The sequence below is a fragment of the Luteimonas sp. 22616 genome (assembly GCF_052044325.1).
Taxonomy (GTDB): Bacteria; Pseudomonadota; Gammaproteobacteria; order Xanthomonadales; family Xanthomonadaceae; genus Luteimonas.
In genome coordinates this window covers 157,104-178,314 of record NZ_JBQEMW010000002.1, presented here as the reverse complement: position 1 = coordinate 178,314, position 21,211 = coordinate 157,104, and the positions used below count along the sequence as shown (strand labels likewise).

General features: G+C 65.5%; 23 protein-coding genes. 15 read left to right on the top strand and 8 right to left on the bottom strand.

Annotation, left to right across the window (positions count from 1 at the left end):
• The first annotated feature begins 26 nt into the window (after nucleotides 1-26).
• Nucleotides 27-791, top strand: a complete 765-nt coding sequence (locus ACTJIL_RS13190; RefSeq protein ID WP_440756077.1) for a ubiquinone/menaquinone biosynthesis methyltransferase — start codon at nucleotides 27-29, stop codon at nucleotides 789-791.
• Between the two features lie 346 nt (nucleotides 792-1,137).
• Here ACTJIL_RS13190 and ACTJIL_RS13185 read toward each other — a convergent pair whose 3' ends face one another.
• Nucleotides 1,138-2,865: a restriction endonuclease gene (locus ACTJIL_RS13185; protein WP_440756076.1), complete on the bottom strand. Its 1,728-nt coding sequence runs from the start codon at nucleotides 2,863-2,865 to the stop codon at nucleotides 1,138-1,140.
• Between the two features lie 337 nt (nucleotides 2,866-3,202).
• Here ACTJIL_RS13185 and ACTJIL_RS13180 point away from each other — a divergent pair, with 337 nt between their 5' ends.
• A complete protein-coding gene (locus ACTJIL_RS13180) occupies nucleotides 3,203-3,598 on the top strand; it encodes a nuclear transport factor 2 family protein (protein ID WP_440756075.1) in 396 nt (131 codons plus the stop codon).
• 50 nt (nucleotides 3,599-3,648) lie between these two features.
• Nucleotides 3,649-4,152, top strand: coding sequence for a GFA family protein (locus ACTJIL_RS13175; protein WP_440756074.1), 504 nt, complete (start codon nucleotides 3,649-3,651; stop codon nucleotides 4,150-4,152).
• Nucleotides 4,153-4,285: 133 nt separating this feature from the next.
• Here ACTJIL_RS13175 and ACTJIL_RS13170 read toward each other — a convergent pair whose 3' ends face one another.
• Nucleotides 4,286-4,780, bottom strand: coding sequence for a lipocalin-like domain-containing protein (locus ACTJIL_RS13170; protein ID WP_440756073.1), 495 nt, complete (start codon nucleotides 4,778-4,780; stop codon nucleotides 4,286-4,288).
• A gap of 109 nt (nucleotides 4,781-4,889) precedes the next feature.
• Here ACTJIL_RS13170 and ACTJIL_RS13165 point away from each other — a divergent pair, with 109 nt between their 5' ends.
• Nucleotides 4,890-5,726, top strand: a complete 837-nt coding sequence (locus ACTJIL_RS13165; protein WP_440756072.1) for a LysR family transcriptional regulator — start codon at nucleotides 4,890-4,892, stop codon at nucleotides 5,724-5,726.
• Between the two features lie 18 nt (nucleotides 5,727-5,744).
• On the opposite strand, the gene ACTJIL_RS13160 is transcribed toward ACTJIL_RS13165, so the two are convergent.
• Nucleotides 5,745-7,253, bottom strand: a complete 1,509-nt coding sequence (locus tag ACTJIL_RS13160; protein WP_440756071.1) for a serine hydrolase domain-containing protein — start codon at nucleotides 7,251-7,253, stop codon at nucleotides 5,745-5,747.
• 347 nt (nucleotides 7,254-7,600) lie between these two features.
• On the opposite strand from ACTJIL_RS13160, the gene ACTJIL_RS13155 reads away from it, so the two are divergent.
• Both ACTJIL_RS13155 and ACTJIL_RS13150 read left to right on the top strand, forming a co-directional pair.
• Nucleotides 7,601-8,464: a hypothetical protein gene (locus ACTJIL_RS13155; RefSeq protein ID WP_440756070.1), complete on the top strand. Its 864-nt coding sequence runs from the start codon at nucleotides 7,601-7,603 to the stop codon at nucleotides 8,462-8,464.
• 11 nt (nucleotides 8,465-8,475) lie between these two features.
• On the top strand, nucleotides 8,476-9,726 hold the full coding sequence (locus ACTJIL_RS13150) for a DUF4785 domain-containing protein (RefSeq protein ID WP_440756069.1): 1,251 nt from the start codon (nucleotides 8,476-8,478) through the stop codon (nucleotides 9,724-9,726).
• Nucleotides 9,727-9,798: 72 nt separating this feature from the next.
• Here the strand turns inward: ACTJIL_RS13150 and ACTJIL_RS13145 are convergent, their stop codons facing one another.
• Both ACTJIL_RS13145 and ACTJIL_RS13140 read right to left on the bottom strand, forming a co-directional pair.
• The gene (locus ACTJIL_RS13145) at nucleotides 9,799-10,287 is read right to left on the bottom strand and encodes a VOC family protein (RefSeq protein WP_440756068.1); all 489 of its coding nucleotides are present in this window, start codon (nucleotides 10,285-10,287) and stop codon (nucleotides 9,799-9,801) included.
• A gap of 183 nt (nucleotides 10,288-10,470) precedes the next feature.
• A complete protein-coding gene (locus ACTJIL_RS13140) occupies nucleotides 10,471-11,691 on the bottom strand; it encodes a S1 family peptidase (RefSeq protein ID WP_440756067.1) in 1,221 nt (406 codons plus the stop codon).
• Nucleotides 11,692-12,124: 433 nt separating this feature from the next.
• Here ACTJIL_RS13140 and ACTJIL_RS13135 point away from each other — a divergent pair, with 433 nt between their 5' ends.
• On the top strand, nucleotides 12,125-12,784 hold the full coding sequence (locus ACTJIL_RS13135) for a glutathione S-transferase family protein (RefSeq protein ID WP_440756066.1): 660 nt from the start codon (nucleotides 12,125-12,127) through the stop codon (nucleotides 12,782-12,784).
• Between the two features lie 84 nt (nucleotides 12,785-12,868).
• Complete coding sequence (locus ACTJIL_RS13130; protein ID WP_440756065.1) at nucleotides 12,869-13,261, top strand: GFA family protein; 393 nt, start codon at nucleotides 12,869-12,871, stop codon at nucleotides 13,259-13,261.
• Nucleotides 13,262-13,678: 417 nt separating this feature from the next.
• Here ACTJIL_RS13130 and ACTJIL_RS13125 read toward each other — a convergent pair whose 3' ends face one another.
• Together ACTJIL_RS13125 and ACTJIL_RS13120 are read right to left on the bottom strand one after the other, a co-directional pair.
• Nucleotides 13,679-14,437, bottom strand: a complete 759-nt coding sequence (locus ACTJIL_RS13125) for a transporter (RefSeq protein ID WP_440756064.1) — start codon at nucleotides 14,435-14,437, stop codon at nucleotides 13,679-13,681.
• Nucleotides 14,438-14,564: 127 nt separating this feature from the next.
• The gene (locus ACTJIL_RS13120; RefSeq protein WP_440756063.1) at nucleotides 14,565-15,887 is read right to left on the bottom strand and encodes a serine hydrolase domain-containing protein; all 1,323 of its coding nucleotides are present in this window, start codon (nucleotides 15,885-15,887) and stop codon (nucleotides 14,565-14,567) included.
• A gap of 220 nt (nucleotides 15,888-16,107) precedes the next feature.
• Between ACTJIL_RS13120 and ACTJIL_RS13115 the strand changes: the two genes are divergently transcribed.
• From ACTJIL_RS13115 to ACTJIL_RS13090, 6 genes are all read left to right on the top strand, one after another.
• Complete coding sequence (locus ACTJIL_RS13115) at nucleotides 16,108-16,638, top strand: PAAR domain-containing protein (protein WP_440756062.1); 531 nt, start codon at nucleotides 16,108-16,110, stop codon at nucleotides 16,636-16,638.
• On the top strand, nucleotides 16,635-17,336 hold the full coding sequence (locus ACTJIL_RS13110; protein ID WP_440756061.1) for a peptidoglycan recognition protein family protein: 702 nt from the start codon (nucleotides 16,635-16,637) through the stop codon (nucleotides 17,334-17,336). Before ACTJIL_RS13115 ends, ACTJIL_RS13110 begins: the two co-directional genes overlap by 4 nt.
• 91 nt (nucleotides 17,337-17,427) lie before the next feature.
• Entirely contained in the window at nucleotides 17,428-17,820 is a 393-nt protein-coding gene (locus ACTJIL_RS13105) for a hypothetical protein (RefSeq protein ID WP_440756060.1), read from the top strand.
• A 108-nt stretch (nucleotides 17,821-17,928) separates the two neighbouring features.
• Nucleotides 17,929-18,429 carry a nuclear transport factor 2 family protein gene (locus ACTJIL_RS13100; protein ID WP_440756059.1) on the top strand — a complete coding sequence of 167 codons (501 nt, stop codon included), beginning with the start codon at nucleotides 17,929-17,931 and terminating at the stop codon, nucleotides 18,427-18,429.
• Between the two features lie 170 nt (nucleotides 18,430-18,599).
• Nucleotides 18,600-18,860 carry a DUF2798 domain-containing protein gene (locus ACTJIL_RS13095; protein ID WP_440756058.1) on the top strand — a complete coding sequence of 87 codons (261 nt, stop codon included), beginning with the start codon at nucleotides 18,600-18,602 and terminating at the stop codon, nucleotides 18,858-18,860.
• Nucleotides 18,861-19,014: 154 nt separating this feature from the next.
• Entirely contained in the window at nucleotides 19,015-19,749 is a 735-nt protein-coding gene (locus ACTJIL_RS13090; protein ID WP_440756057.1) for an energy transducer TonB, read from the top strand.
• Between the two features lie 133 nt (nucleotides 19,750-19,882).
• Here ACTJIL_RS13090 and ACTJIL_RS13085 read toward each other — a convergent pair whose 3' ends face one another.
• Nucleotides 19,883-20,419, bottom strand: a complete 537-nt coding sequence (locus ACTJIL_RS13085) for an outer membrane beta-barrel protein (protein WP_440756056.1) — start codon at nucleotides 20,417-20,419, stop codon at nucleotides 19,883-19,885.
• 324 nt (nucleotides 20,420-20,743) lie between these two features.
• Here ACTJIL_RS13085 and ACTJIL_RS13080 point away from each other — a divergent pair, with 324 nt between their 5' ends.
• Nucleotides 20,744-21,127, top strand: a complete 384-nt coding sequence (locus ACTJIL_RS13080; RefSeq protein ID WP_440756055.1) for a hypothetical protein — start codon at nucleotides 20,744-20,746, stop codon at nucleotides 21,125-21,127.
• The last annotated feature ends 84 nt before the right edge of the window (nucleotides 21,128-21,211 follow it).

Here is a 21,211-nt window from a genome sequence, read left to right as displayed (position 1 = left end):
CCCATGCCTCTCCGTTGCCCGCTTCCATGGACCTGACAGATCGACCTGACGCGGGGAATGCAGCGGAGTTCGCCTGGCGGCGCGACGATGTGTTCGGCCGCATCGCTTCGCGCTACGACCTGCTGTGCGACATCTTCAGCCTTGGCATCCACCGGTTGTGGAAGCGACGCGTGGCCAGGCGCATTGCCGATGAACCGTGGCATGTCCTGCTCGATGGCGCCACGGGTACCGGCGACATCATCCTGCGCTTGATGGGCCGGCAGGCGACCGAAGGGCGGACCATCATCGCGGCCGATGTCAGCCCGGGCATGCTGGCCATCGCCAGTCGTCGGTTGCTGCCGTGGGCGGACAGGGTGCAATTGCGGCAACTCGATGCAGAGGCCATGCCCGCCATTGCCGATGGCAGCGTTGATGCTTACTCCATGTCACTGGTCATGAAGATCTGCGACAGGCGACGCGCGCTGGATGAAGCGTTCCGGATCCTCCGGCCGGGCGGCCGGCTGGTCGTCCTGGAAGCATCCAGCATTCCCTGGGCGCCGGCCCACGCGGCCTATCTCGCCTACATGGCGCTCTGCATGCCGTTGCTGGGTTGGCTCGCCACCGGCGGCGATGCATCCGCCTACAAGTACCTCCTGCACGGCATTCGCGACTTTCCCCGTGCAGATGCGTTTGCCGGGGAGATCGCAACCCACGGATTCGAAGAGGTGGCGTTCGAGCGTCTTTCGCTGGGAATCGTTGCGATTCACACCGCTCGAAAGCCAGGAGCGGCGCTCCGCAAACGAGCCGAATGAGGGGCTGAGTCACCCCGATGTCCATGTGGTCGTCAACGACGACGACAGCGTCGCGGCTTGGGGCGAGCGCTATGCAACCGACAAACCATCGACATGGAAGGATGCCACCCGGTATCGGAGCGAGAGCGGTCACGGCCTGTCCGGGTAACTTGATCCGGCGTCGAGCCCCGCGACCGACAGCAGGCGCGAACCGGCGAAATCATTCGTGATGAGGACGACTGAACCGACTCGATCTGGACGACGAAATGCAGGGCCGCTCAAAAGAAGCGGGGCCAGGTTTAGTTTCTGCTGAGCTGCCGGAGATTGGTGAGCCTGACCAGCCTTGCAACTTCTCGTCTTGGTTACTTCAGCTCGTACGAGATTTGAGCAACTGTCGTGCTTCGTTGATATCGATCCTCGCTTGGTGGCCGTGCTCGGCCAGCAGGGACAACAGATTGTTCCCGTTGAGTAGGGTCAGTGGCTTGCCTTGGGCGAAGGTATGGGCGTCTGGACCGTAGTTAGAGGTGGTGACCAGAATGCCGCGGTTTGCACCCTCGTTGAGCACGGTGCCATAGAGGTCCCGCACCGCGCCGACGCCGACGACGTTCGTGTATCGCTTGGCTTGGATCACGATTTTTCCACCCTTGATGGGATCGGGGTCGAACGCGATGGCATCTACCCCACCGTCGCGCGAAGCCTGAGTGACATGGACTTGGGCGCCTTCGGTAGAGAAGACCTTGCTGAAAAGTTCGCGGACTAGATGCTCGAAGTCCTCCCAGGACATGGCGGCTAGATTGACTGAGTCATCGAGGCTGTCAGCGATCTCTCGCGAAGAAACGAAGCGCGCATCGTCTGTTTTCAACTGCAGGATCGGGCGGACCGGGGCAAGCCCAGTCAGGGAGTTCGCAGCTACACCCTTGAGGGCTTTGAAGCAGATCTTCGGGTCGACTCTGGACAGGTCGAAGGTAAGGAATTCGTCTTTTCCGGCCTGTACGGTAAGGATGCAGTTGCGCTCTTCCTTGCCGGTAGCCGGGTTCACCGCTTCCACCCAGCCGTTGAAGGTGATGGCAGAAAGCGCATTGACCTCGTCGGCCTCGAGCAGCTCGTGAACCGTTCGCAATGCGATCTGATAGCAGATCGAGTCGAATAGCTTCTTCTTTCTGGCATCGGTTATGTGTTTTTCGACGCGTTCATTGCGGGAGCGGACAAAGGAGACGCGTTCCAATGTCGGGATCTCATCAGGGGAGGGCAGCCGATAGTCGACGACCAAGATCCGGGGATCCGGATCGTAGCCGACGTTGTAATCCATCTTCATCCATGCGGGATAGCGGGAAGTACCCAGCACAAGGTCGGCGTGCTCGATGACCGACTCCGGTTCAAGTCTGGACCAGCCCTCGCGAAAGGCGTCCACGCGAGCGTCAGTCGCCTTCCGCGCGCTCAAGTAGGCCTCATAGGCTCTTCCGAATTCATCTTTCTGATTCGCGAGAAGTTCTTTGCGGCGCTCCTCTTCTGCCTTGCACTTGGTTATTTCAACATCGAATGCACGTCGCGCTGCCTGGAGCTTCTTCCGCTCTTCTTCCTCTAGCTTGCGGATCGCACCAGGGATCAAATGATGGAACCAGCGAACGGGCGGCTGGAAATCTCCGTTCCGGGGTTCTCTCGGCGGCTTGACTGCTTCGATCACAGAGGGCTCGTTCGATTTGCCCTTGTAGACGATGCCGGCAACGTGTCGGCCATTCCAGCTGAAATCCTTGTGTGCCTTCAGTGCTTCCCAGTCCACTCGATCATCTACTGAAAGTGTCCAATGCAGCAGCGCTTCGCAGTCGACCAAGGCGGCTTGTGCAGCCTCAGTCTCTTCCATAGCGCTTTCGACGGTGGCCAAGAGTGCAAGTTTCTGCTGCTTCGTCTGCCACTTCTCTTCCCACTTAAGGAGGACTGCTTCCGCCTTGTTTCCAAGCACATCCGGATCCGAACTTTTCACCTCGCGGTGTTCGCCCAGACCGTCGTGCCACAGTTCCAGTGAATACGACGAAAGCCTGCCGGTAGCGGTATAGCGTGGCTGAACTGTGCCCACTCGTACCAATGAGTCGCCCATTCCCCTGTCCCCGAATGCACAACCCAAGAGCGTATCCTCGATGGGGCTCGATTTCAGCAAGAATGGGGTCAGGGACGAATTTTTCTGAGGTTGAAAGAATGGGGCGTCTGGTCGATCTTCAAAAGAAATAGTTCGGGTGAGAAGGGTTTCACGGGCAATCTCAGGCTATTCAAGCTTTCCCGGGCACTATTTGCACTGACGCCATTTGCAGACGCCGCTTCGCGACGCGGCTTGATCCAAGCGTCAGGGCCGCCTGGGCAGGGCGCAGCGTGCTGACGACGCCAGCCAAACATCCTGCGTGCGACAGTCGGTTTGCTTCTCAAGCGTGAGGTGCCGAATGACGACGCAAGACGAGATCATGGCCTTGGAGCGCAAGTTCTGGCAGTCCATGAAGGACATGGACGTTGATACTGCCGTGTCCCTTCTGGATGAGCAGTCCACCACTGCGGGTGCCCGGGGCATCCTTTACTTTGGGCCTGCCGAGTACAAAGCGATGGCCCTGTCCGGAGATGCTCGAATCACGTCTTTCGAATTCTTTGACGAGGGCGTTATTTTTCCCATCCCGGATGTGGCGATCGCTTCCTACAAGGCGAAGCAGTCCTTCACGATGGATGGCAAACGCCATGAGATGGTGATGTACGACACAACCACCTGGGTCAGGAAGGGCGGCAAGTGGGTCGCTTCGGCGCATACCGAGACGCCTGCGCAGAAAGATCCGCCGGGCGCCGCCTAGCCATTCGTTCAAGCCGAACTCGCCTTGCTCTGCCCACAACACGGCGGGAAATGCTGGCCATGCTGTCGGCTCCGCTGCGCAAGTCCGCTCAACTCGGGCGTTGGCCGCTTGAAGGATCCGATATGACGGAAAACCAGAAGATCACGACAGGGGGTTGCCTCTGCGGGGCCGTGCGCTACGAGGTAAAAGGCCCCTTGCGTGACGTCGTCAACTGTCACTGCAGCATGTGCCAGCGCGTGCACGGCAACTTCGGCCCTCACTCCAAGGCGCGAAAGGTCAACATCAGGATCACCAGGGACATCGGCCTGGCCTGGTACAAGACTTCCGAGGTCGCTCGGCGCGGCTTCTGCCGCGCGTGCGGATCAAGCCTGTTCTGGGAGCCCTTCGACCTGGACGCGACAGGAATCATCGCAGGCTCCCTGGACGGCCCCACGGGGCTCAAGACGATGGGGCATATTTTTGTTGGGGAGAAGAGCGACTTCTATGAAATCACGGACGGGCTTCCGCAGTACCCGGGTTCGTCGGACGGCGCGCTGGTCAATGACTACAAATGATCATTGCAGCGTGCACAACACCTCATTCAAGCCAGACCCGCTTCGCGGGCCGGTCGACAGGCTTCGCAGGGCGGAACCCGCGCAGCGGTTTCCGCCGCACGAAAAGGTGTCAGGGACACTGTCGCGCGACGACTCAATCGAGTCGTCGCCAGACCGAGATCGGGATGCTGCCGTCCGCCCGGGGCGGCACCTGGTAACTCAGCTCCTTGCCTTCCAGCTGGTACTGGCGTCGTTGCACGGTGCCTTCCCAGTTGGGAAAGGATGCGCCCTCGATCGAAAAGACCAGCTGTCCCGCCTTGTCATCGATCGTGACCGTGCCGTAATGGGTGCTGCTGCCCATCACAGCGGACTTGAATTCATCGACGCTGCCGTCGGCCTTGCTGTCGATGACGAATCGCAGGCGCTCGGATTTGAATATCTGCAACGAGTATCGGCCTCGGGTGTCTACGACCAACCTGCCCTTGGGTTGCGCACCGTAGTCTCGCGCCCGTGTGCCGCCGGGCAGGATCTTGTCCGCAGCCACCAGGGTCCAGGTGCCGTGCAGCGGGAAGTCATGGGCCGGTCCAGGCAGATCGCGCGTGGCCAGGCCGGCCAGCATCGCGAGCATCACACCGCTCAGGCGTTTCATCGGCAGTACTCCTTTGCAACGGGAAACAGGAGCCGAGCCTAGGCCGCTTGCATGATGTTGAAAACATATCTATAGAGATATCTGTCATTTCAAATTCGAATCTTCAAAAATGAAGGCGCTGGACATCGACGCGGTCAAGGCCTTCGTGCTGGCCGCCGACCTGCAAAGCTTCACCCGCGCCGCCGACGTGCTGGGCACCACCCAGTCCGCGGTCAGCCTCAAGCTGCGCCGGCTGGAAGACCAACTGGGCCGGCGCCTGCTGGAGCGCACGCCCCGGCATGTGCGCCTGTCCGCCGAAGGGCAGGCATTTGTGGGGATGGCACGCGAACTGGTTGCGGCCCATGACCGCGCGGTCGCCGCGTTCGAGGTCGAGCGGCGCCGGCTGGCGATCGGCATCAGTCATTTGCTGGTCGGCGGCGAATTGCCGTCGTTGTTGCGGCGCATGCGCGACCACGATCCGGGCTTGCTGGTCGAGATGCGCGTGGCCGGTACGCGCGAGCTGATGCAGGCCTACGAGCAGGGTGAACTCGACGCGGTGCTGGCACTACGTCCGGAGGGCCGCAAGCAGGGCAGGGCCGCTTTCGTCGAGACGTTTTCCTGGTTCGCGGCCGTCGGCTGGGAACCCCACGCCGGCCAACCGCTGCCGCTGGCAACGCAAGGCGAGTCGTGCCGCATCAGGGCGGTGGCGACCCGTGCGCTCGACAAGTCCGGCATCGAATGGGATGAAGTATTCGTCGGCAAGGGCGCCGCGATCCTCGGCGCCGCTGCGGCCGGGGGATTGGCCGTGGCAGCGCTGGCGCAGCGCGCCGCGCCATCGGGCACAGTCGACATCGGCGAACGCCTGTCCTTGCCGCCGATCCCCCCGCAGGACGTGATGCTCTACACCGCACTCAATGACCGCCGATCGCGCGAAGCGCTTCGCGTGCTCACGCTGGCATTGCGGTGAGCGAAAAGTCGGGCGTGCTCATTCGTCCGGCACGCGCTCCAGGTCGGTCCAGTACGGGAACATGGCCATGCTCCGGGATGTCTTCCGCCATGCGACGATCTCGCCGTCGATCCGGCCGTCCCGCAGTTTCAGGGCGAGCGAGAGCTGATCCAGATGCTCGCGGCGGGTGTCGGGGCTGCCGATGTCCCCGGGAACCTCGCCGGACAGCACGCCATCGATCGTGCCGAAATCGGCGATTGGATGCGCGGGGCCGCTGCCGACCGAGAGCGTGCCCTTGCCGTGTTCCGTGATGGCAAGCTCGACCGGCACCCGTTTGCCCTGCGCGAGCAATGTTCCGCGCCATGTCCCGCGGTAATCCTGCGCGGATTGCAGCGGCAGCAAGGGCGGGTTCGGCGGCGCGGGCAGGGTCGTCCAGTCCGGCAGCACCGTCTTGAGCAGCCGGTCGCGCACGCCTGCGATAAAGCCTGGTGGCCCGCGTCGATTGCTGAGCACGATCGCGGCGACGCCGTGTGACGGCACGAGCACGAATTCGGCATTGACACCCGATTGGCCGCCGCCATGGTGCAGCACTTCGGGTCGCCCGGGTGCGTTATGGATCTCCCAACCCATCCCGTAATGGAAACCCGGCGCGATCCGGGTCGCGGGACGGTGCAATTCGTCCAGTTGCTTGCGATCCAGGATCATCGCCGAGGCGGGCAACCCCTTGCCGCCCAGATGCAGCATCGCAAAGCGTGCCAGGTCGTGCGAGCTGGCATACAGCTCGCCAGAGCCCGGGGTCGCCGTCAGGTAGAACGGCAGGGGCTGGCCGTCGTCGTCGTAACGCGAGGCCATTTCCGGGCGGCGCGACAGGTCCGTGTCGAAGAAGCTGTCCCGCATGTCCAGGGGTTGCAGCACGCGCTCGCGCAGGAATGCGCCGAATTCCCGCTTCGATTGCCGGGCCACGATTTCGGCCAGGATGCCCATCGCCAGGTTGGAGTACTCGTAGCGTTCGCCGACCGGTGCGACCAGGTGGCCGTAGTCGCGGACCAGTTCGGGGATGGTCGGTTGCCTCGCGGCGCCGCCCTCGGGATACATCGCGAAGAAGGTGGGCAGGCCGGAGGAATGCGTCGCCAGCCGGCGCAAGCTGGCTTCGCGTGAAGGGCCGTTCGCGTCGACGATCTTTTCCGCCCCGAGGTAGTCGTTCGCCGGGCGGTCCAGGATCAGTTCTCCTTCCGCTGCCAGCAGCATCAGCGCGGTGGTCGTGAACGGCTTGGTGGTCGAGGCGATCGAGAATGCGGTGTGCGCCGTCGCCGGCACGCCCGCTTCGCGATTGGCCCAGCCGAAACCTTGCTCCTTGACGATCCGGCCGTCCTTGACGAGCGCCACCGACACGCCGGTCAGCCTGCCGGCGGCGATCTCTTTTTCGATGTCGCGCTGGATCGCTGCGTAAGGGTCCGGCTTCGCGATGCCCGTGGCGGATGCGGCCGATGCGAACAGCGCGCAGGCCAGGAGGATGCAGGGCGAGCGCAGATTGCGTGCCGTGTTCATGGATGGCTTCCGCGTGTGCTGGACCATCCATGGGATGCGAAGATGACGGGCAGGGTTTGAATCCCGGCGCGAACCGCGCTGCTCCGCGGACAGGTGCCGAAACCGTCGGCCTGCTGTTCCATGGCGTGGCTTTGCAGGCAACGTCACTCGCCCGCTCTTGTTCGTTGCCGAACGTCTTGCTGCCTTGCACCACGACGGCTTTCGTGCGTCTTCATCCCCGTAATGTGCGCCACGCCTCAGCCCGGCGCGACCCGCGACGCTACGTTCGAGCCTGCCGACAGGCCCATCGCCGGGGGCGATGGTCACAGGCCCGGGCACGGTCCGCGCCGACCACAGGGAGGGGGAACATGCGCATCCGCACGATCGTCCTGGCTGCATTGCTGGCCAGCGGGGTCACACTGGGCAACGCCCACGCCGCCACCGGTGTCGCGTTCGTGCACGGCACGAGCGAGCACACCAACGCCGCAGCCGATTACTGGACCCACGCCAACATCGATTCGATCCGCCAGGGCCTGCCGGACCCGGCCAACTACACCGTCATCAACTGCGATTTCACGCAGTACATGTGGCACGACGATGCGGCCGGCTGCCTGGCCGGGCAGTTGCAATCCTTCATCGCCGCGCGCGGCATCACCGACCTGGTGGTCATCACGCACAGCAACGGCGGCAACGTGATGCGCTGGATCATGTCCAATCCGACGTGGGACGGCCGCTATCCCGGGATCATTTCGCGCATCCGCTGGGTCAATGCGCTGGCGCCGTCTTCGGCGGGCACGCCGCTCGCCGACGCGGTGATGGCCGGCAACGTGTTCGAGTCCGCGCTGGGCTGGCTGATGGGCTACCAGAACGACGCGGTGCGCATGCAGCAGGTCAGCTGGATGGCCAGCTACAACGCCAACTGGCTCTACGGCACCAGCGGCCGGCCGGCGCTGCCGCGCAGCTTCTACAGCGTGGTCGGCAGCGACGTGCGGTCGATGCCCTTCACCGAGAACGCCAACTGCGGCGGCTACACGCAGAGCGTGGGGCTGGAGTTCACCCAGAACTGGCTGGCGTCGTGTTCCGACGGTTTCCTCAATTGCAGCAGCCAGTCCGCGGCCGGCCGGGTCTGGTTCCAGGACACGCAGCGCACCAACAAGCAGCGGGTGCTCAACCACAACCAGAGTCGTCGCGCCTGTTTCGGGCTGGACGTCATCCTGCGCAACGACCTGTGAGGAGCCGACCCATGATCCGCCAGACGACCATATGCGTGACCCTCGCCGCCGCCCTTGCGCTGGCCGGCACCGTGCATGCGCAGGGCGCGACGCTCCTGCCCGCCGCGCAGGGCGATGTCGCCCTGCGTGCCCTCGTCAACGACGCGCCGGCCACCCCGCCGTCGGTCGAGCGCGCGCCGGTGCATTTCGCCTGGGCACTGCCCACGGATGCCGGCGCCATCACCGCGCCGGCGCCCTATACCGCCATCAGCCGCGAGTACTGGAGTGATGTCGACGGCGCCGCGCTCGAACGCGGCCTGACCATCCGGACCACGGCGCCGGGCGCCCTGGTCCTCATCAGTCCCAATGGCAGCGACAGCCGCGCCGTGCCGCCCGATGCCCTGCAGGTCCGACAGGCTGGGCGCGCGATCCCGGCGAGGGACGCCACCGTCGCGCTCGCGCCACAGGCCGCACTGGAAGGCGCCACCGGCGCGCGGTTCGCACCCGGGGCGCTGGGGTTCAAGCTGAGCCCCGCGCTCGGCGCGGGTGCGTTCGAGCTGCAGGTCGCGGGCGCAAAGGGCCGCTATGTCGTCCACGTGCGCGAGCCCGACAGCCCCGTCGCCCTGCGCGTGGACAGCGCCGTTTCCGGCTACCGCACCGGTGACCGTGTGCGCCTGCAGGCGAGGCTGGACAGCGACACCGGCCACGCCCGCCTGCGTGAGGTCGGCGGCATGCTCGTCGCCCCGGATGGCCGCGACTTTCCGTTGAAAGCCTCGCGCACGCGCACCGGCATCGATCTGGACGCCGCGCTTCCGGATGACGCCTCGTCCGTGCCCGGCCTGTGGGAAGCGCATGTCCTCGCCGCAGGCGATGCCGGCGGCACCGAAGTGCTGCGTGATGCCAAGGTCGCTTTCGAAGTCGTCGCGCCCACCGCGCGCCTGCGCGGCCGCTACGCCGCGCGCAGCGACGCGGGCGGCCAGCTGGCATTCGACTTGCCGGTCGAAGTGGGCAGCCCCGGACGCTACGAGGTCCGCGCGGTGCTGTACGGCACCGATCCTGCGGGCCGGCTGGCGCCGGTGGCCGTCGGGCATGCGGCCGACTGGCTCGGCCGCGGCGCGGGCGCGCTTACCCTGGTCTTCCCGCCCGACGTCATCGCAGGTAGCGCCGCGCCCTACGAGCTGCGCCAACTCGGCCTGCACGACCAGGGACGCATGGGGCGGCTGGAGTATCGGGAGCGCGCGGCACGCATCGCACGCTCGCCGCTGCGTGCGGCAAGGCCGTAGGACGGAACCCGCGCAGCGGATTCCGACGCATGTCCGTCCGGCGATCGCGTGATGCGACGCCGGCTTGCGACTTCAGCCGCCCTTGAGCGCCGCCTCGATCGCGGCGACGTCGATCTTGCGCATCGTCATCATCGCGTCGAACGCGCGCTTGGCCGCTGCGCGGTCCGGGCCGGTGTAGGCCTCGGTCAGGACGCGCGGCGTGATCTGCCACGACAGGCCCCACTTGTCCTTGCACCAGCCGCATTCGCTTTCCTGCCCGCCGTTGCCGACGATCGCGTTCCACAGGCGGTCGGTCTCGGCCTGGTCGTCGGTCGCGACCTGGAACGAAAACGCCTCGCTGTGCTTGAACGCGGGCCCGCCGTTGAGGCCCAGGCAGGGAATGCCCATCACCGTGAACTCGACCGTGAGCACGTCGCCCTGCTTGCCGTCGGGATAGTCGCCGGGCGCGTGGTGGACCGCGATCACCGCACTGTCGGGGAAGGTCTGCGCGTAGAAGGTTGCGGCGTCCAGTGCGGTGCCGTCGTACCAGAGGCAGATCGTGTTCTTCGCGGGGGTGGTCATGGCGGTCTCCTGTTCGGAAATGGGGGCCTGGTGGAAGGCGGCGAGTGCCGCCCGTGTTCCATCGACGAACGGGAGCGGCGGGTTTCGACACCGGGTGCCGGGCCGGCTGCCGGAGGCGCCTGGCCCCTATTGTGCAAACGCCCCGGCAAGCCGGGGCGTTTGTGTTTCAACACCGGACCGGAATCAGGCGCCGGTGCGCAGGCTCAGGTTGTAGGCCTGCAGGATCGGCAGCAGCGGCTGGAAGAAGCTCCGCGTGCGCCTGTTCGGCTGCTTGCCCTTGCAGGTGCCGCTGCCGCCCGACAGCACGCCCTGGGCCTGGCCGCTGCCGGTGATGAACGAGCCGCCCGAGTCGCCGCCTTCGGAGCAGGCGGTGGTGCGGGTGAGATTCAGGATCGTTTCGCCGGTGCTGTAGCTGACGGTCTGGTTCTTGGCCTCGATCGTGCCGCAGCGCCAGCCCGAGGTGCGGCCGGAACGGCAGATCGCGGCGCCGACGACGGCTTCGGTGCTGCCGTTGACGGTGACGTCCCCGTTGCCATAGCCGTAAACCGTTGGCGACAGCGTGTGGGTCGCGTCTACCTTGACCCAGGCATAGTCGTTGCCGGTCTGGCCGGGCGCGGGGAAACTGGAAGCGGAGAACGCGCCGATCTTCGGCCCCAGCGTCCACTGCGAGGGTTCGAAGTACACGATCTCGCCGGCGCTGCCGCAGTGGCCGGCGCTGACGTAGCCCGGCGTGCTGCCCTGGCTGACCGGGAAGCCGATCGAGCAGGCGTACAGATAGCCGTCGCCGGGGTCGCGGAGGTAGCCGTGCCCACCCTTGAGTTCGACGCGCAGGCTGGGCTGTTCATCCACGGTTTCCAGGCGCACGCTCTGGACGTCGGCGCCGCTGGCGGCGATGAAGTCGATGCCCGCCTGCTGCTGCCCCCTGCCGACGCTGACCACCACGCTGTTGCTGGGCAGGTCGACGTACCAGCCGTACACGCCCTTGGGCGCCTTGCCGCCCTGCGTCAGCACGGTGTCGAGCTGGGCCTTGGAGGCGGAGAGTTCGTTGAAGCTGTGCCGCGCCTGGCGGATCTCGACGCCGGCGGCGGCCTTCTGCGAACGGAGCGACGTGCTCGCGACGACCAACTGGAAACTGCCATCGGACTTGCGCTCGATCCAGCTGCCGGCAAAGGCGCGCCCCTGCGCCTTGGCCAGCTGCTTTTCCTGCAGCGCGGCGAGGCGTTCGATCTTGAGGTACTGGGACAGCTGGGCCGACGTCAGGCCGAGGTCATGCTGCATGGCCGCGCGAACCGAAGCCGGCATCTGGCCGGAAGATCCCGCCGCGGACGCGGCCATGGCGACGGCGAACGAGAGCGGCGAGAGCACGAACAGGCCCCGCTTGGCCCAGGAAGCGAACTTGCGCATCTGCAAATCTCCAGTTGATGAGAGTCGAGTTGCAGGACCTGTCGTCCGTGCGGTGGGGACGCAGTTCGCGAAGCGGGCCCGGCCGACGGATGCTGTCACAGGAATCCGGGGACGGTGTGAAGGCGGGGGCCGCAACGCAGGAGGGTAACGCTGGCGATGCCGGTGAGCGGGTCCAGCACCCGGTTTGCCTGGCCTGGGGGTTGGGAAATTCCCGTGCGGTGTCGTTTCCCGGGCGCCTCGTTCGTCGTTCCCATGTGGGCCAAGGAGGCTGGACGTATCGATCACCATTCACCGCCTGGAGCTGGTGCTCCCGCCGGACCGAAAACGCACCCGAAGCGAAAGCTCGGGCTGAAGGAGATACCACCATGGGAAATGCCCTTGCAGTCGACAACGTGACGCGCGATGGCCGCATGCAATTGCGCGGAGGCTTCCAATGACCGCCACCATCACCGCCTTTGAACTGTCGCCCGATCGCGGCCAGGGACTGGCGCGCGACATGCGCGTTCGCTGGGCGTTCGAAGAGGTGGGCCAGCCGTACGACGTTCGCCTTGTTTCGTTCGGCGAGATGAAACAACCCGTGCATCTGGCGCTGCATCCGTTCGGGCAGATCCCGACCTATGAAGAGGATGGCCTCGTCCTGTTCGAGTCGGGGGCGATCGTGTTGCACATCGCGCAGCGCCATGCAGGGCTGCTGCCAGCGCAGGCGAACGCCCGGGCACGCGCGATCTCGTGGATGTTCGCGGCGCTGAACACGGTGGAGCCGCCCATCGTGGAGCGCTCGATGGCTTGGGTTCTGGAACGTGACGAAGCCTGGTACGGGCAACGCCTGCCCGCCGTCGAGGGGCGCGTCCGCAAGCGGCTGGGCGAACTTTCAAGTTGTCTTGGCGACGCCGACTGGCTCGATGGTGCATTCAGCGCGGGCGACCTCATGATGGTGTCGGTGCTGCTCAGGTCGAAGGGATCGGGACTGCTGGACGAATATCCGAACCTCTGCGCCTATGTCGCCCGCGGCGAAGCGCGACCCGCCTACAAGCGCGCTTTCGCCGCCCAGTTGGCGGTTTTCACCGCCGGTGCATCGGTCGGCCGGAAGTAGGGGCGGCGGCAGGGTCGGCCTTGGTCCCCGTGCACGGGAAACGCTACCCTGCCTCCCGTCGTCGGATTCCACAGGAGGCCCGGCATGGACCGGTTCACCGGCAGTTGCCTGTGCGGCAACGTGCGGATCGTGGCATCGGGACGCCCGTACCGGGTCGGCATTTGCCACTGCCTCGACTGCCGCAAGCACCATGGCGCCCTGTTCGGCGCTTCCGCGATCTTCCCCGAGGATGCGGTGGCGATCGAGGGCGAAACGCGCGACTACGCAGGGCGGTTCTTCTGTCCCCGCTGCGGTTCGTCCGTCTTCTCGCGCAGCGCGGACGAGATCGAAGTGAACCTGGGATCCCTGGACGCCCCGGACCAGCTGAAGCCCAGCTACGAACTGTGGACCATCCGCCGCGAGTCCTGGTTGCCGCCGTTTCCGCTCGCGAGGCGATACGACCGCGATCGTGACGCCGCGGGTCGCTTCGAGGAGTAGGCCACGCGAACGGAGGGGGCGACAGCGACGCTCAAGTTTCGTGCCCGATCGTTTGGAACGTGACCGTGCGATTTCGCTTCCGGGGCCCGGTCGGTCGTTCCGCCGCGTGCGAAGGCATCGGGGGCGATCTTGAGCAGGTCGGCAAGTTCGCCCGGCGAAAGCTCGCCGATCCCGAGCATCAGGTCGAGGTGGCCGTCGTCGCGGGCCATGTCCACGAGGGCAGCCAGTCGCCGTCCCCGCGAAACTTGCGGATCATGGCTTCCCAGACCCGGGTGCCGGCCTGGCCGGCAGCGCCGCCATGCTCGATGGCAGTGGCGGCGTCGACCAGCGCCCGTCGTGAAATGCGATGCGAGCGTGGCAGGCAACGACCTTTTCGGGCTGCAGTATTCGTGGTGGGGCGCCGCGACCCGCATGCGCTCAGTCGAAATACAGCGCCAGGCCGATGCCGCCCTGCCAGTCGGGACTCTCGCGGTCGAGGCCGCGCAGGAACGAGACGTCGAGTTGCAGGCGCGGGGAGGCCATCCAGGTCACCCCGCCGCCGGCGACGCGGGTGCGTGCGCCGCCGGTGCCGTATCCGGCTTCGACATAGCCGCTGAAGTCGTTGCCGAGCGGGAAGCTGTAGCTTGGCGACAACAGCCAGCCGCTGCCATCGTCGCCCCAGCTGCGATCGGCATAGAGCGCGATGCCCGTGTCGGCCGGCAGGGCCCAGTTCGCGGTGACGCCGAGGCTGTAGTCATCGCCACCGCCTCCAATCGGGGCTGAGCCGAATGGCAAGGATCGCGTGGTGAGCAGCGCCCAAGTGAATATTTCGCTGCCGGTGGATGGCGCCCACTTGACGCTGGCCCAACCGTCGCCGCCCCCTTGCTCGCTGCGGCGGATCCCGCCGCCACGCGTGCGGATCCCGCCATAGGTGTCGGCACCGATCTGCAGCTCGACGCTGTCGGTGACGCCGACCCGGATCAGCGTGTCCGCCACCCAGGCGGTCGTGCGAATGCCCTGGCTGCGATCGTCGCTGAAATCCGGCAGCCCCTGTTCCCACGCGATGCCGCCGCGCGGCAGGGTGGAGGTGGAGAACGCGATGCCGGGGCGATCGAACTCGATGGCGTCATCGGCAATGACGTCGTGGCTGAGCGCGAGAAGCGTGGCGAAAAGAAGCAGGCATGCGGGTCGGTGCATCCTGAGGTTCCTCGTGTGGTCCTGCCTCGTCGGGTCCGCATGATGGCGTCCGGGGGCGTCGCCTTCCCGTCAACGCGAGTGTCCATCGGAATCCGCCTGGCGGGATCGGTGCGAGAGACATGCGTTCTCACTTGGGGCTGTGCATCAAGTACGCCGCGACGGCGCGAAACGCCGGCAGCGTGACGGGATCGTTGGCGCTGCCGCTGGCGACCGGGTGCGAACCGAACCGCGCGATGACCATGTGGGCAGCCGGGTCGATGTAGAGCGCCTGGCCGTGCACGCCACGAGCCATGAACGCGCCGTGCGTGTCGTGGCTGACCCACCACATGCCGCGATAGCTCCATCCGTCGAGCAGGGTGTATCCCGCTTGCGCGAACGCGGCCTTGTCGCCGCCGGCCCGGATCCGGCGGATGGCCGCCTCGGGCAACAGGCGTTCGCCGTTGATCACGCCTCCCTGGAGCACCAGCTGTCCGACCCTGGCCAGGTCACGCAGCCCGGCGTTGAAGCCTCCGCCCGCATAGGGATAGCCGCTGGAATCGACGGTGTAATAGGCGTCCTGTTCCGCGCCCATCCTGCGCCAGATGCGTTCTTCCAGCAGCTGGGCGACCGACTTCCCGGTCTTGCGCGCGATGATCCATGCGAGCGCGTCGGTGTTGATGGTGCGGTAGCCGAACGTTTTGCCATGGGTGCCTTCCTTGCGCACCGTTTCAAGGTACTCGAAATAGCTGCGCGGCCCGGTGTACGAGGCCGGCCTGGGCAACGTGCTGCCTGCCGCCGAGTACTGCCAGACTTCAGCGTCGGGATCGGCATAGTCCTCGCTGTAGCGCAGGCCCGTGGTCATCTCGAGGACCTGCTTCACGGTGGCATCGGCGAACCCGCTGTCGGCCAGTTCCGGAACGATCGCACCGACGCGCTGCGTCTCGTCGATCACGCCTTCGGCGACCAGCACTTCGCCCAGCAGGCCGGTCAGCGATTTGGTGACCGACATCGCGCCATGCTGGCCATTCTCGTCCAGGCATCCGGCATAACGCTCGTAGACCACGACGCCGTCGTGCAACACGACGATGCCGTCGGTGTAGTTGGCCTGCAGCGACTCCGCCCAGGTCATCGCCTCGCCGCCGCCGAGCGGGGTGAACGTCAGCGCGTCGATCGCGTCATCGATCTTGCGCGCGAACGGAACCGGAGCCTGCGCGCCACGCGCGACGCCAACCGTCGGCATGAGCTGGCGGAAGTGGCAGGCTGTCCAGCGCAACTTGGGGAAGCTGAAATAGTCGCCGTCGGTGAAACGGATGAGCTTGTCCGCGGGCGGCGGCGAACCCAGCATCCACCCGAGCTTGACTGGATCGGATTCCGACGCCGTCATCGTGGGTTCCTCCGCGGATTGCGAGGCCGAAGGTGCGAGCAGGGCGGCCAGCGCGATCAGCATGGCCAGCGCGTTGTGGCGGGACATGGAACCCTCCTTCGACAGATGGACACCCGGCCCGCTTATACATGGCCGCAATGTGGCGCAATGTGTCGGGCCTTGGGGCAACTATGCGCCATGACGGTGCCCGCCTGAAGGCACTGCGCACGAGTTTGTGGGGTGGTAGCCACTGTTTGGCGCCCTTCGCATTGAATGGAGAGCCCGGATCGGTTATCAATCCGGGAACGCCGTAAAGGACCGGGCAGGAATGGCACGCACATGGATTGTTGTTGGCGACGCGACCACGCATGGGGGGACCGTGGTCAGCGGCTCGCCATTCACAGGGGTCGACGGCAAACCGGTCGCGCGGATCAGCGATTCGGTGGCTTGCCCGAAATGTGGACCCACCACCATCGTCAGTGGTGACGCGACCATCGTCATCGACGGTCAGCCCGTGGCACGGCACGGCGATGCCACCACCTGCGGCGCCACATTGATCGCCGGCAAGCAGGCACGCGCATTCATTGATGCAGGTGCAGCTTCGGGAGGCTCTGCAGGGAGCGCATTGGCGGGTGTCGCTGCGATCGCATCCGCCCTGGTGGCTGGCTCGGCCTTCGATGAAGCCTTCATCCTGAAATCGGCGGAAACGGGCAAGCCCCTGGGTAACCGCCGCTATCGGATCACCCGCGCGAATGGCGCGATCGATGAGGGAACAACCGATGACGAGGGCAAGACCGGCCTGGTCACGTCGGAAGCCGCGGAAACCGTGCGCATCGAACTCGAGGAGGAGGGGCCATGAGCGCCGTCATGAAGAAGTTCCTGGAGATCGGGCAATCGACCACTTCTCCCGTCGAGAACACGGAACGAAAGGAAATCGAGGTCGAGGTCTACGTCGGCGAGAACGGCTACGTGCAGAACGCCGGCTTCACGCAAAAGCCCATTGCCGCCCTCGAGAAGGGAGCGATGAACGGGCCCAAGGCCATCGTGTTGCATCGGACAGAGGGTGCCAGCGTGCAGAGCGCGCTTGATTCCGCCGGGACGGGCATCGGAACCCATTTCTACGTCGACAAGGATGGCACGGTCTACCAGACTGCGAGCCTGCTCAAACGCACCTACCATGTGGGCAAGATCAAGTCCCGATGCATGGCCGAAGGCAGTTGCCCGGCTGACGAGACGAAGTTGATCTCCGGATGGGGCTGGAATCCGACCAAGGTGTACAACCACGAGAAGGCGAAGGAATACCCGGCCCGCTACCCGATGAATGAAGATAGCGTCGGCATCGAAACGGTGTCCCGCTGCGTCAAGAATTGCGGACCCAAGGACAAGGGCACGCCAGAGTGGGAAGCGCCGACCGCCGAACAGAAGGAGTCCATTTCCACGATCATCCGCGTTCTGAAGAAGGCCTACAGCCTGACCAACGATGACATCTACGAGCACGACATCATTTCTTACAAGACGGCGGGCGAAGGCGCAGGGTTGTATTCCGATGAGGAATGACCGGGCGGGGTACAGCGTGGGGCGCCGAAGCGAACTCTCGCGGGAATGGTGCCGTTTCGCATACCGGTCGGCCCTGGTGGCAGGGGCGTTCGTGTTGGCTGGCACGGCCTGTAGTCATGCGTCGCGCACGGTGGACGGAGCCAAAGGGCCGAGGATCGTCGCAGTCGCTGAAGCCGAATACAGCGGGCCTTCCGGCGACGCACTGGAAACCGCATGTCGCAACTGGCGCTTGTCGGATCGCGATGTCGCGAGGTTCTTCGAGCTGAGTGAGCGATACGAAGAATCGCCTTATTCCGCGTTCTATCAAGTGCCGTGTTCGATCTCCGGCAGAATCGAGGCGGAAGGCAAGGCGTGGGAATTCGTGATCGACGGCGGTGGAACGGCGATCTGGTCCCACGAAAACGAAACACGATATTTCGGCTGCAGCGCACAGGCATGCGAGTCTCTGGTGCTGATGCCCACGGATCTCATGAATCCGGAATAGGGCACGAAGAAGCGACGTTGGCCGGTTTGATCGAGGCCTGGTCAGCCCTTTGAGCCGGCGAAACAGGTAACATCGATCCGCGTAGCAAAAATTTGCCGGATCCTGCACTTGCCGGCATTCCACGCTTCTGCGAGCCTCGGCGCTTCGCACGGCCTGGAGGCGTTAATGATGCTGCAAACGATGATGGTCGCGATGCTGGCCTCCGCCGGCATGGTGCAGTCCATGGCCGATGCGTCATCGGATGAGCGCGAGATCCTGCGGGTGGAAGCGGAGCTTTGCAGGGCCTTCGAGAACGCGGATGCCGATGCCCTGCGCGCGGCCCTGGACCCGACGTTCGTCCTGACCGATTCGCGCGGCACCGTCACCGATCTTGAGCAGAACCTCGCCGAGGTTGCCAGCGGCGATCCGGATTACGAAGTGTTCCGCAACCATGGACAGAAGATCCAGCTGTACAGCGATGCGGCGATCGTGACCGGCATCACTTCGATCAGGAGCCATTCGGGCGACAGCACGTTCGAAGGTGACTTCCAGTTCACGGATACCTGGGTCCGGCGGCCAGACGGCTGGAAACTGGCCGCAAGCCACGCCAGCCGCCTGCCCGGAAAGTAGACGCCTGTTGCCGGGTGCGAGTTTGCGTGCCGGGGGCGCCACCGGAACCATACGGATGGTGGCAATTGAGTGCGAACGTGGAGTTGCGCACCGACATCCGTGTCAACGCCTGGCCTGGACGCAATCGGAACTGCTGGCGCCCGCTGCCTGCGATGTCGCAGGATAGGCAGATGGACATCCGTGAGGTACCGCAGCCAAGCGAAGCAGAAGTGCGCCGCGCGCAGCGGCTGCTGCCGGCGTTCCTCGCCACCTGCATGTCGGCATTCGTCGCCGCGGTGGTGACCGCCATCAACACCGGCATCGACGGTGCGTTCGCGGGGCGTTGGCTGTACGCGTGGCTGGTCGCGTTGCCGGCGGCGATCGTGGCGGCTTATGTGTTCCGCCCACTGGCCTGGCGCGCGGCGCTGGTGGTGACGCAGCGCCTTCGTTGAGCAACGCCTTCCGGAACCGGACACGCCGCTGTTGCTCCTCGCTCCGGCATCGCCGGCACCGCGAGGAAATCCGCCTAACCGCATGTCTCGGCTCGCTGTGACGGCTGCGATATGATCCGATCCACGCATTGCTGGGGAGCACGGGATGGGAATCATGCGTCTGGTCATTGTTGTGCTGGCGGCGCTGTGCTGCGTCGCGACGGCTGCGTCGAAGCAGCCGGAGACGATCGATGTGTGGCTGCGGGCGGGCGTGGATATCGACGCGAGCGGCCACGTGCAGGACCTGCAGTGGGAAGAACAATCCAAAGTGCACGCGCTGATTGCCGAGCGCCTGGCGCCCGTCGTGCGGGGTTGGGAGTTCGAGCCGGCCACTGTCGATGGACGGCCTGCGCCGACGCAGACCGGCCTGGTGATACATGTCCTGGTCGACGAACTCGCCGACGGATCGGTGACTCTGCGCCTGGCCGATGCGCAGACGGGGCCGACGGCATCGACCTTGATGCCCCCCACCTACCCGATGGATGCCGCACGTGGCGGCATCAGCGCGACCGTGAAGTTGGTCGTGGAAGTGAAGGCGGACGGTTCACCGGTCATTCGCGAGATGACGTACGAAAGCAGTGACGATAAGCGCTCGGGCTACCGCGACGCATTCTTCGCATCGGCGACGGAAGCCGCCAAGCATTGGAAATTCCGTCCCGAGATCGTGGCCGGCAGGGTCGTGCCCGGCTCGTCGGTCAGGATCCCGATCGACTACTGCCTGGGCACGGCGAGCCAATGCCAACGCAATCAGCGAGCCAGGGACGTGGAACGGAAGCTGCCCACCGGCCTGTACCAAGGCGAAGCGAGCGCGGTGGCGCTGAAAACTGATATCCGCAAGCAGGCGATATGACGTCATTGCGCGGGCGGCGATGTCGCGGCGCGCACGACACGCTCCTGGCCTGACGCCGGCGATGCCATCGTGAAGGTGACGAGGAAAAGCCGCCGGCGCGAGCCGACGGCTTTGTAGTGGCCGCTAGATGCGATCAGAAGTCGAAGCGCACCTGCAGTTGGGCGAGGTCGGCGTCGAGGTCTTCGATCTCGAAGCGGCTGTACTCGCCGCGCAGCGCGACGGTGTCGTTGAACCGGTACTGCAGGCCGACGCCGTAGGTCGGGTCGGTGCCGTTGTCGTCGCGGGTGCCGGTCAGGCCGGGGATCGCGGTGTCGAGGTCCCAGCGCTGCATGCCCGCCTTGGCGTAGCCGGAGAACTTCTCGGTGAACGGCAGCGTGCCGACGGCAGTGAAGTAGACCGAGCTCGCTTCCAGTGCGTTGCCCGCGACGTTGGGCTCCAGCTTGCCCAGGTCGGCGTAGCCGGCCTCGAGGCCGAAGTAGCGGTTGAACTGGTAGCCACCGAACGCGGAGAACGCGGTGTCCTCGTCGTCGTAGAGGCCTTCGTCGACGAAGGACTGGCCGGCACCAACGCCGGCGTAGAAGCCATGGTCTTCGGCCGCCTGCGCACCGAAAGCGGCAGCGCCGAACAGGACGGCAAACAGGGCACGGGACAGCATCTTGTTCTTGGTCATTGCATTGGACTCCTGCAGCGGAGATCGCGCATGGGGGAGGGAGGCGATGTCCGTGCGATGGGCCCCGGCGGTGTGCCTGGGCAGCCATCGCTGCAGAGAGAAGATGGGTGCGTGGCGGCAACACGGAAGTGCGGAAACAGGGATGAATTGTCCCATCAGTGGTCCATGCAACAGTGCGGTGCAAACACCATGCCGGCAGGCCTTCGAGTACCCGGGAGTTCATGCCGGGATCGTGTGCACTCGCCATGATCGTGGATCGCGCCTGGCAAGCTTGCGGGCTGCGGGCTGCGGGCTGCGGGATCGCCAACGCGGGATAATCAGAACGTGACGGCTGCTTGCCACCTGCTTGCGATGGCGCTGGCGTGGGCTGCGTTCTGCCTGGCGAACCTGGCCGGGTCCGGGCTGGCGACACTGGCGGGCTTTCCCGCCGGCGGCGGGCACAGGCTGGGGTGGGACCTGGCCTGGGTGATGGTCGCCGGTGTGCTGGCCGCCTGGGTCGTGGCGACGCTGGCACCGCGTGCACCGCGCATGCACGTGCTGGCCTTGTTCGCGATGTTGTTGGCGATCGCGGTGCTGGCGGTGGTGCAGCTCGGCGACGACTGGCCGTGGTGGTTCAGCGCCGGAGTGGTGGCCACGCTACCGCTGCAAGCGTGGCTGGGAATGCGCTCGGCGCCGCGCGGGACAGCACGGCGCGGCATGCAGGATTAGTGGTGCCATCGCATGCGTGTCGCGCACCGGGCAGGTGAGGCGGCGACGCAATCGCTTCCCCGCTTCGCCCACAGCACGGCGGGC

Bases quoted from the DNA above. Each gene is read 5' to 3' on its own strand.
- ACTJIL_RS13095 (WP_440756058.1), top strand. From the start codon at position 18,600: ATGGACATCCGTGAGGTACCGCAGCCAAGCGAAGCAGAAGTGCGCCGC.
- ACTJIL_RS13150 (WP_440756069.1), top strand. From the start codon at position 8,476: ATGATCCGCCAGACGACCATATGCGTGACCCTCGCCGCCGCCCTTGCG.
- ACTJIL_RS13175 (WP_440756074.1), top strand. From the start codon at position 3,649: ATGCTGGCCATGCTGTCGGCTCCGCTGCGCAAGTCCGCTCAACTCGGG.
- ACTJIL_RS13170 (WP_440756073.1), bottom strand. From the start codon at position 4,780: ATGAAACGCCTGAGCGGTGTGATGCTCGCGATGCTGGCCGGCCTGGCC.
- ACTJIL_RS13130 (WP_440756065.1), top strand. From the start codon at position 12,869: ATGGACCGGTTCACCGGCAGTTGCCTGTGCGGCAACGTGCGGATCGTG.
- ACTJIL_RS13180 (WP_440756075.1), top strand. From the start codon at position 3,203: ATGACGACGCAAGACGAGATCATGGCCTTGGAGCGCAAGTTCTGGCAG.
- ACTJIL_RS13140 (WP_440756067.1), bottom strand. From the start codon at position 11,691: ATGCGCAAGTTCGCTTCCTGGGCCAAGCGGGGCCTGTTCGTGCTCTCG.
- ACTJIL_RS13120 (WP_440756063.1), bottom strand. From the start codon at position 15,887: ATGTCCCGCCACAACGCGCTGGCCATGCTGATCGCGCTGGCCGCCCTG.
- ACTJIL_RS13125 (WP_440756064.1), bottom strand. From the start codon at position 14,437: ATGCACCGACCCGCATGCCTGCTTCTTTTCGCCACGCTTCTCGCGCTC.
- ACTJIL_RS13090 (WP_440756057.1), top strand. From the start codon at position 19,015: ATGCGTCTGGTCATTGTTGTGCTGGCGGCGCTGTGCTGCGTCGCGACG.
- ACTJIL_RS13115 (WP_440756062.1), top strand. From the start codon at position 16,108: ATGGCACGCACATGGATTGTTGTTGGCGACGCGACCACGCATGGGGGG.
- ACTJIL_RS13135 (WP_440756066.1), top strand. From the start codon at position 12,125: ATGACCGCCACCATCACCGCCTTTGAACTGTCGCCCGATCGCGGCCAG.
- ACTJIL_RS13165 (WP_440756072.1), top strand. From the start codon at position 4,890: ATGAAGGCGCTGGACATCGACGCGGTCAAGGCCTTCGTGCTGGCCGCC.
- ACTJIL_RS13155 (WP_440756070.1), top strand. From the start codon at position 7,601: ATGCGCATCCGCACGATCGTCCTGGCTGCATTGCTGGCCAGCGGGGTC.
- ACTJIL_RS13160 (WP_440756071.1), bottom strand. From the start codon at position 7,253: ATGAACACGGCACGCAATCTGCGCTCGCCCTGCATCCTCCTGGCCTGC.
- ACTJIL_RS13145 (WP_440756068.1), bottom strand. From the start codon at position 10,287: ATGACCACCCCCGCGAAGAACACGATCTGCCTCTGGTACGACGGCACC.
- ACTJIL_RS13110 (WP_440756061.1), top strand. From the start codon at position 16,635: ATGAGCGCCGTCATGAAGAAGTTCCTGGAGATCGGGCAATCGACCACT.
- ACTJIL_RS13190 (WP_440756077.1), top strand. From the start codon at position 27: ATGGACCTGACAGATCGACCTGACGCGGGGAATGCAGCGGAGTTCGCC.
- ACTJIL_RS13185 (WP_440756076.1), bottom strand. From the start codon at position 2,865: ATGGGCGACTCATTGGTACGAGTGGGCACAGTTCAGCCACGCTATACC.
- ACTJIL_RS13085 (WP_440756056.1), bottom strand. From the start codon at position 20,419: ATGACCAAGAACAAGATGCTGTCCCGTGCCCTGTTTGCCGTCCTGTTC.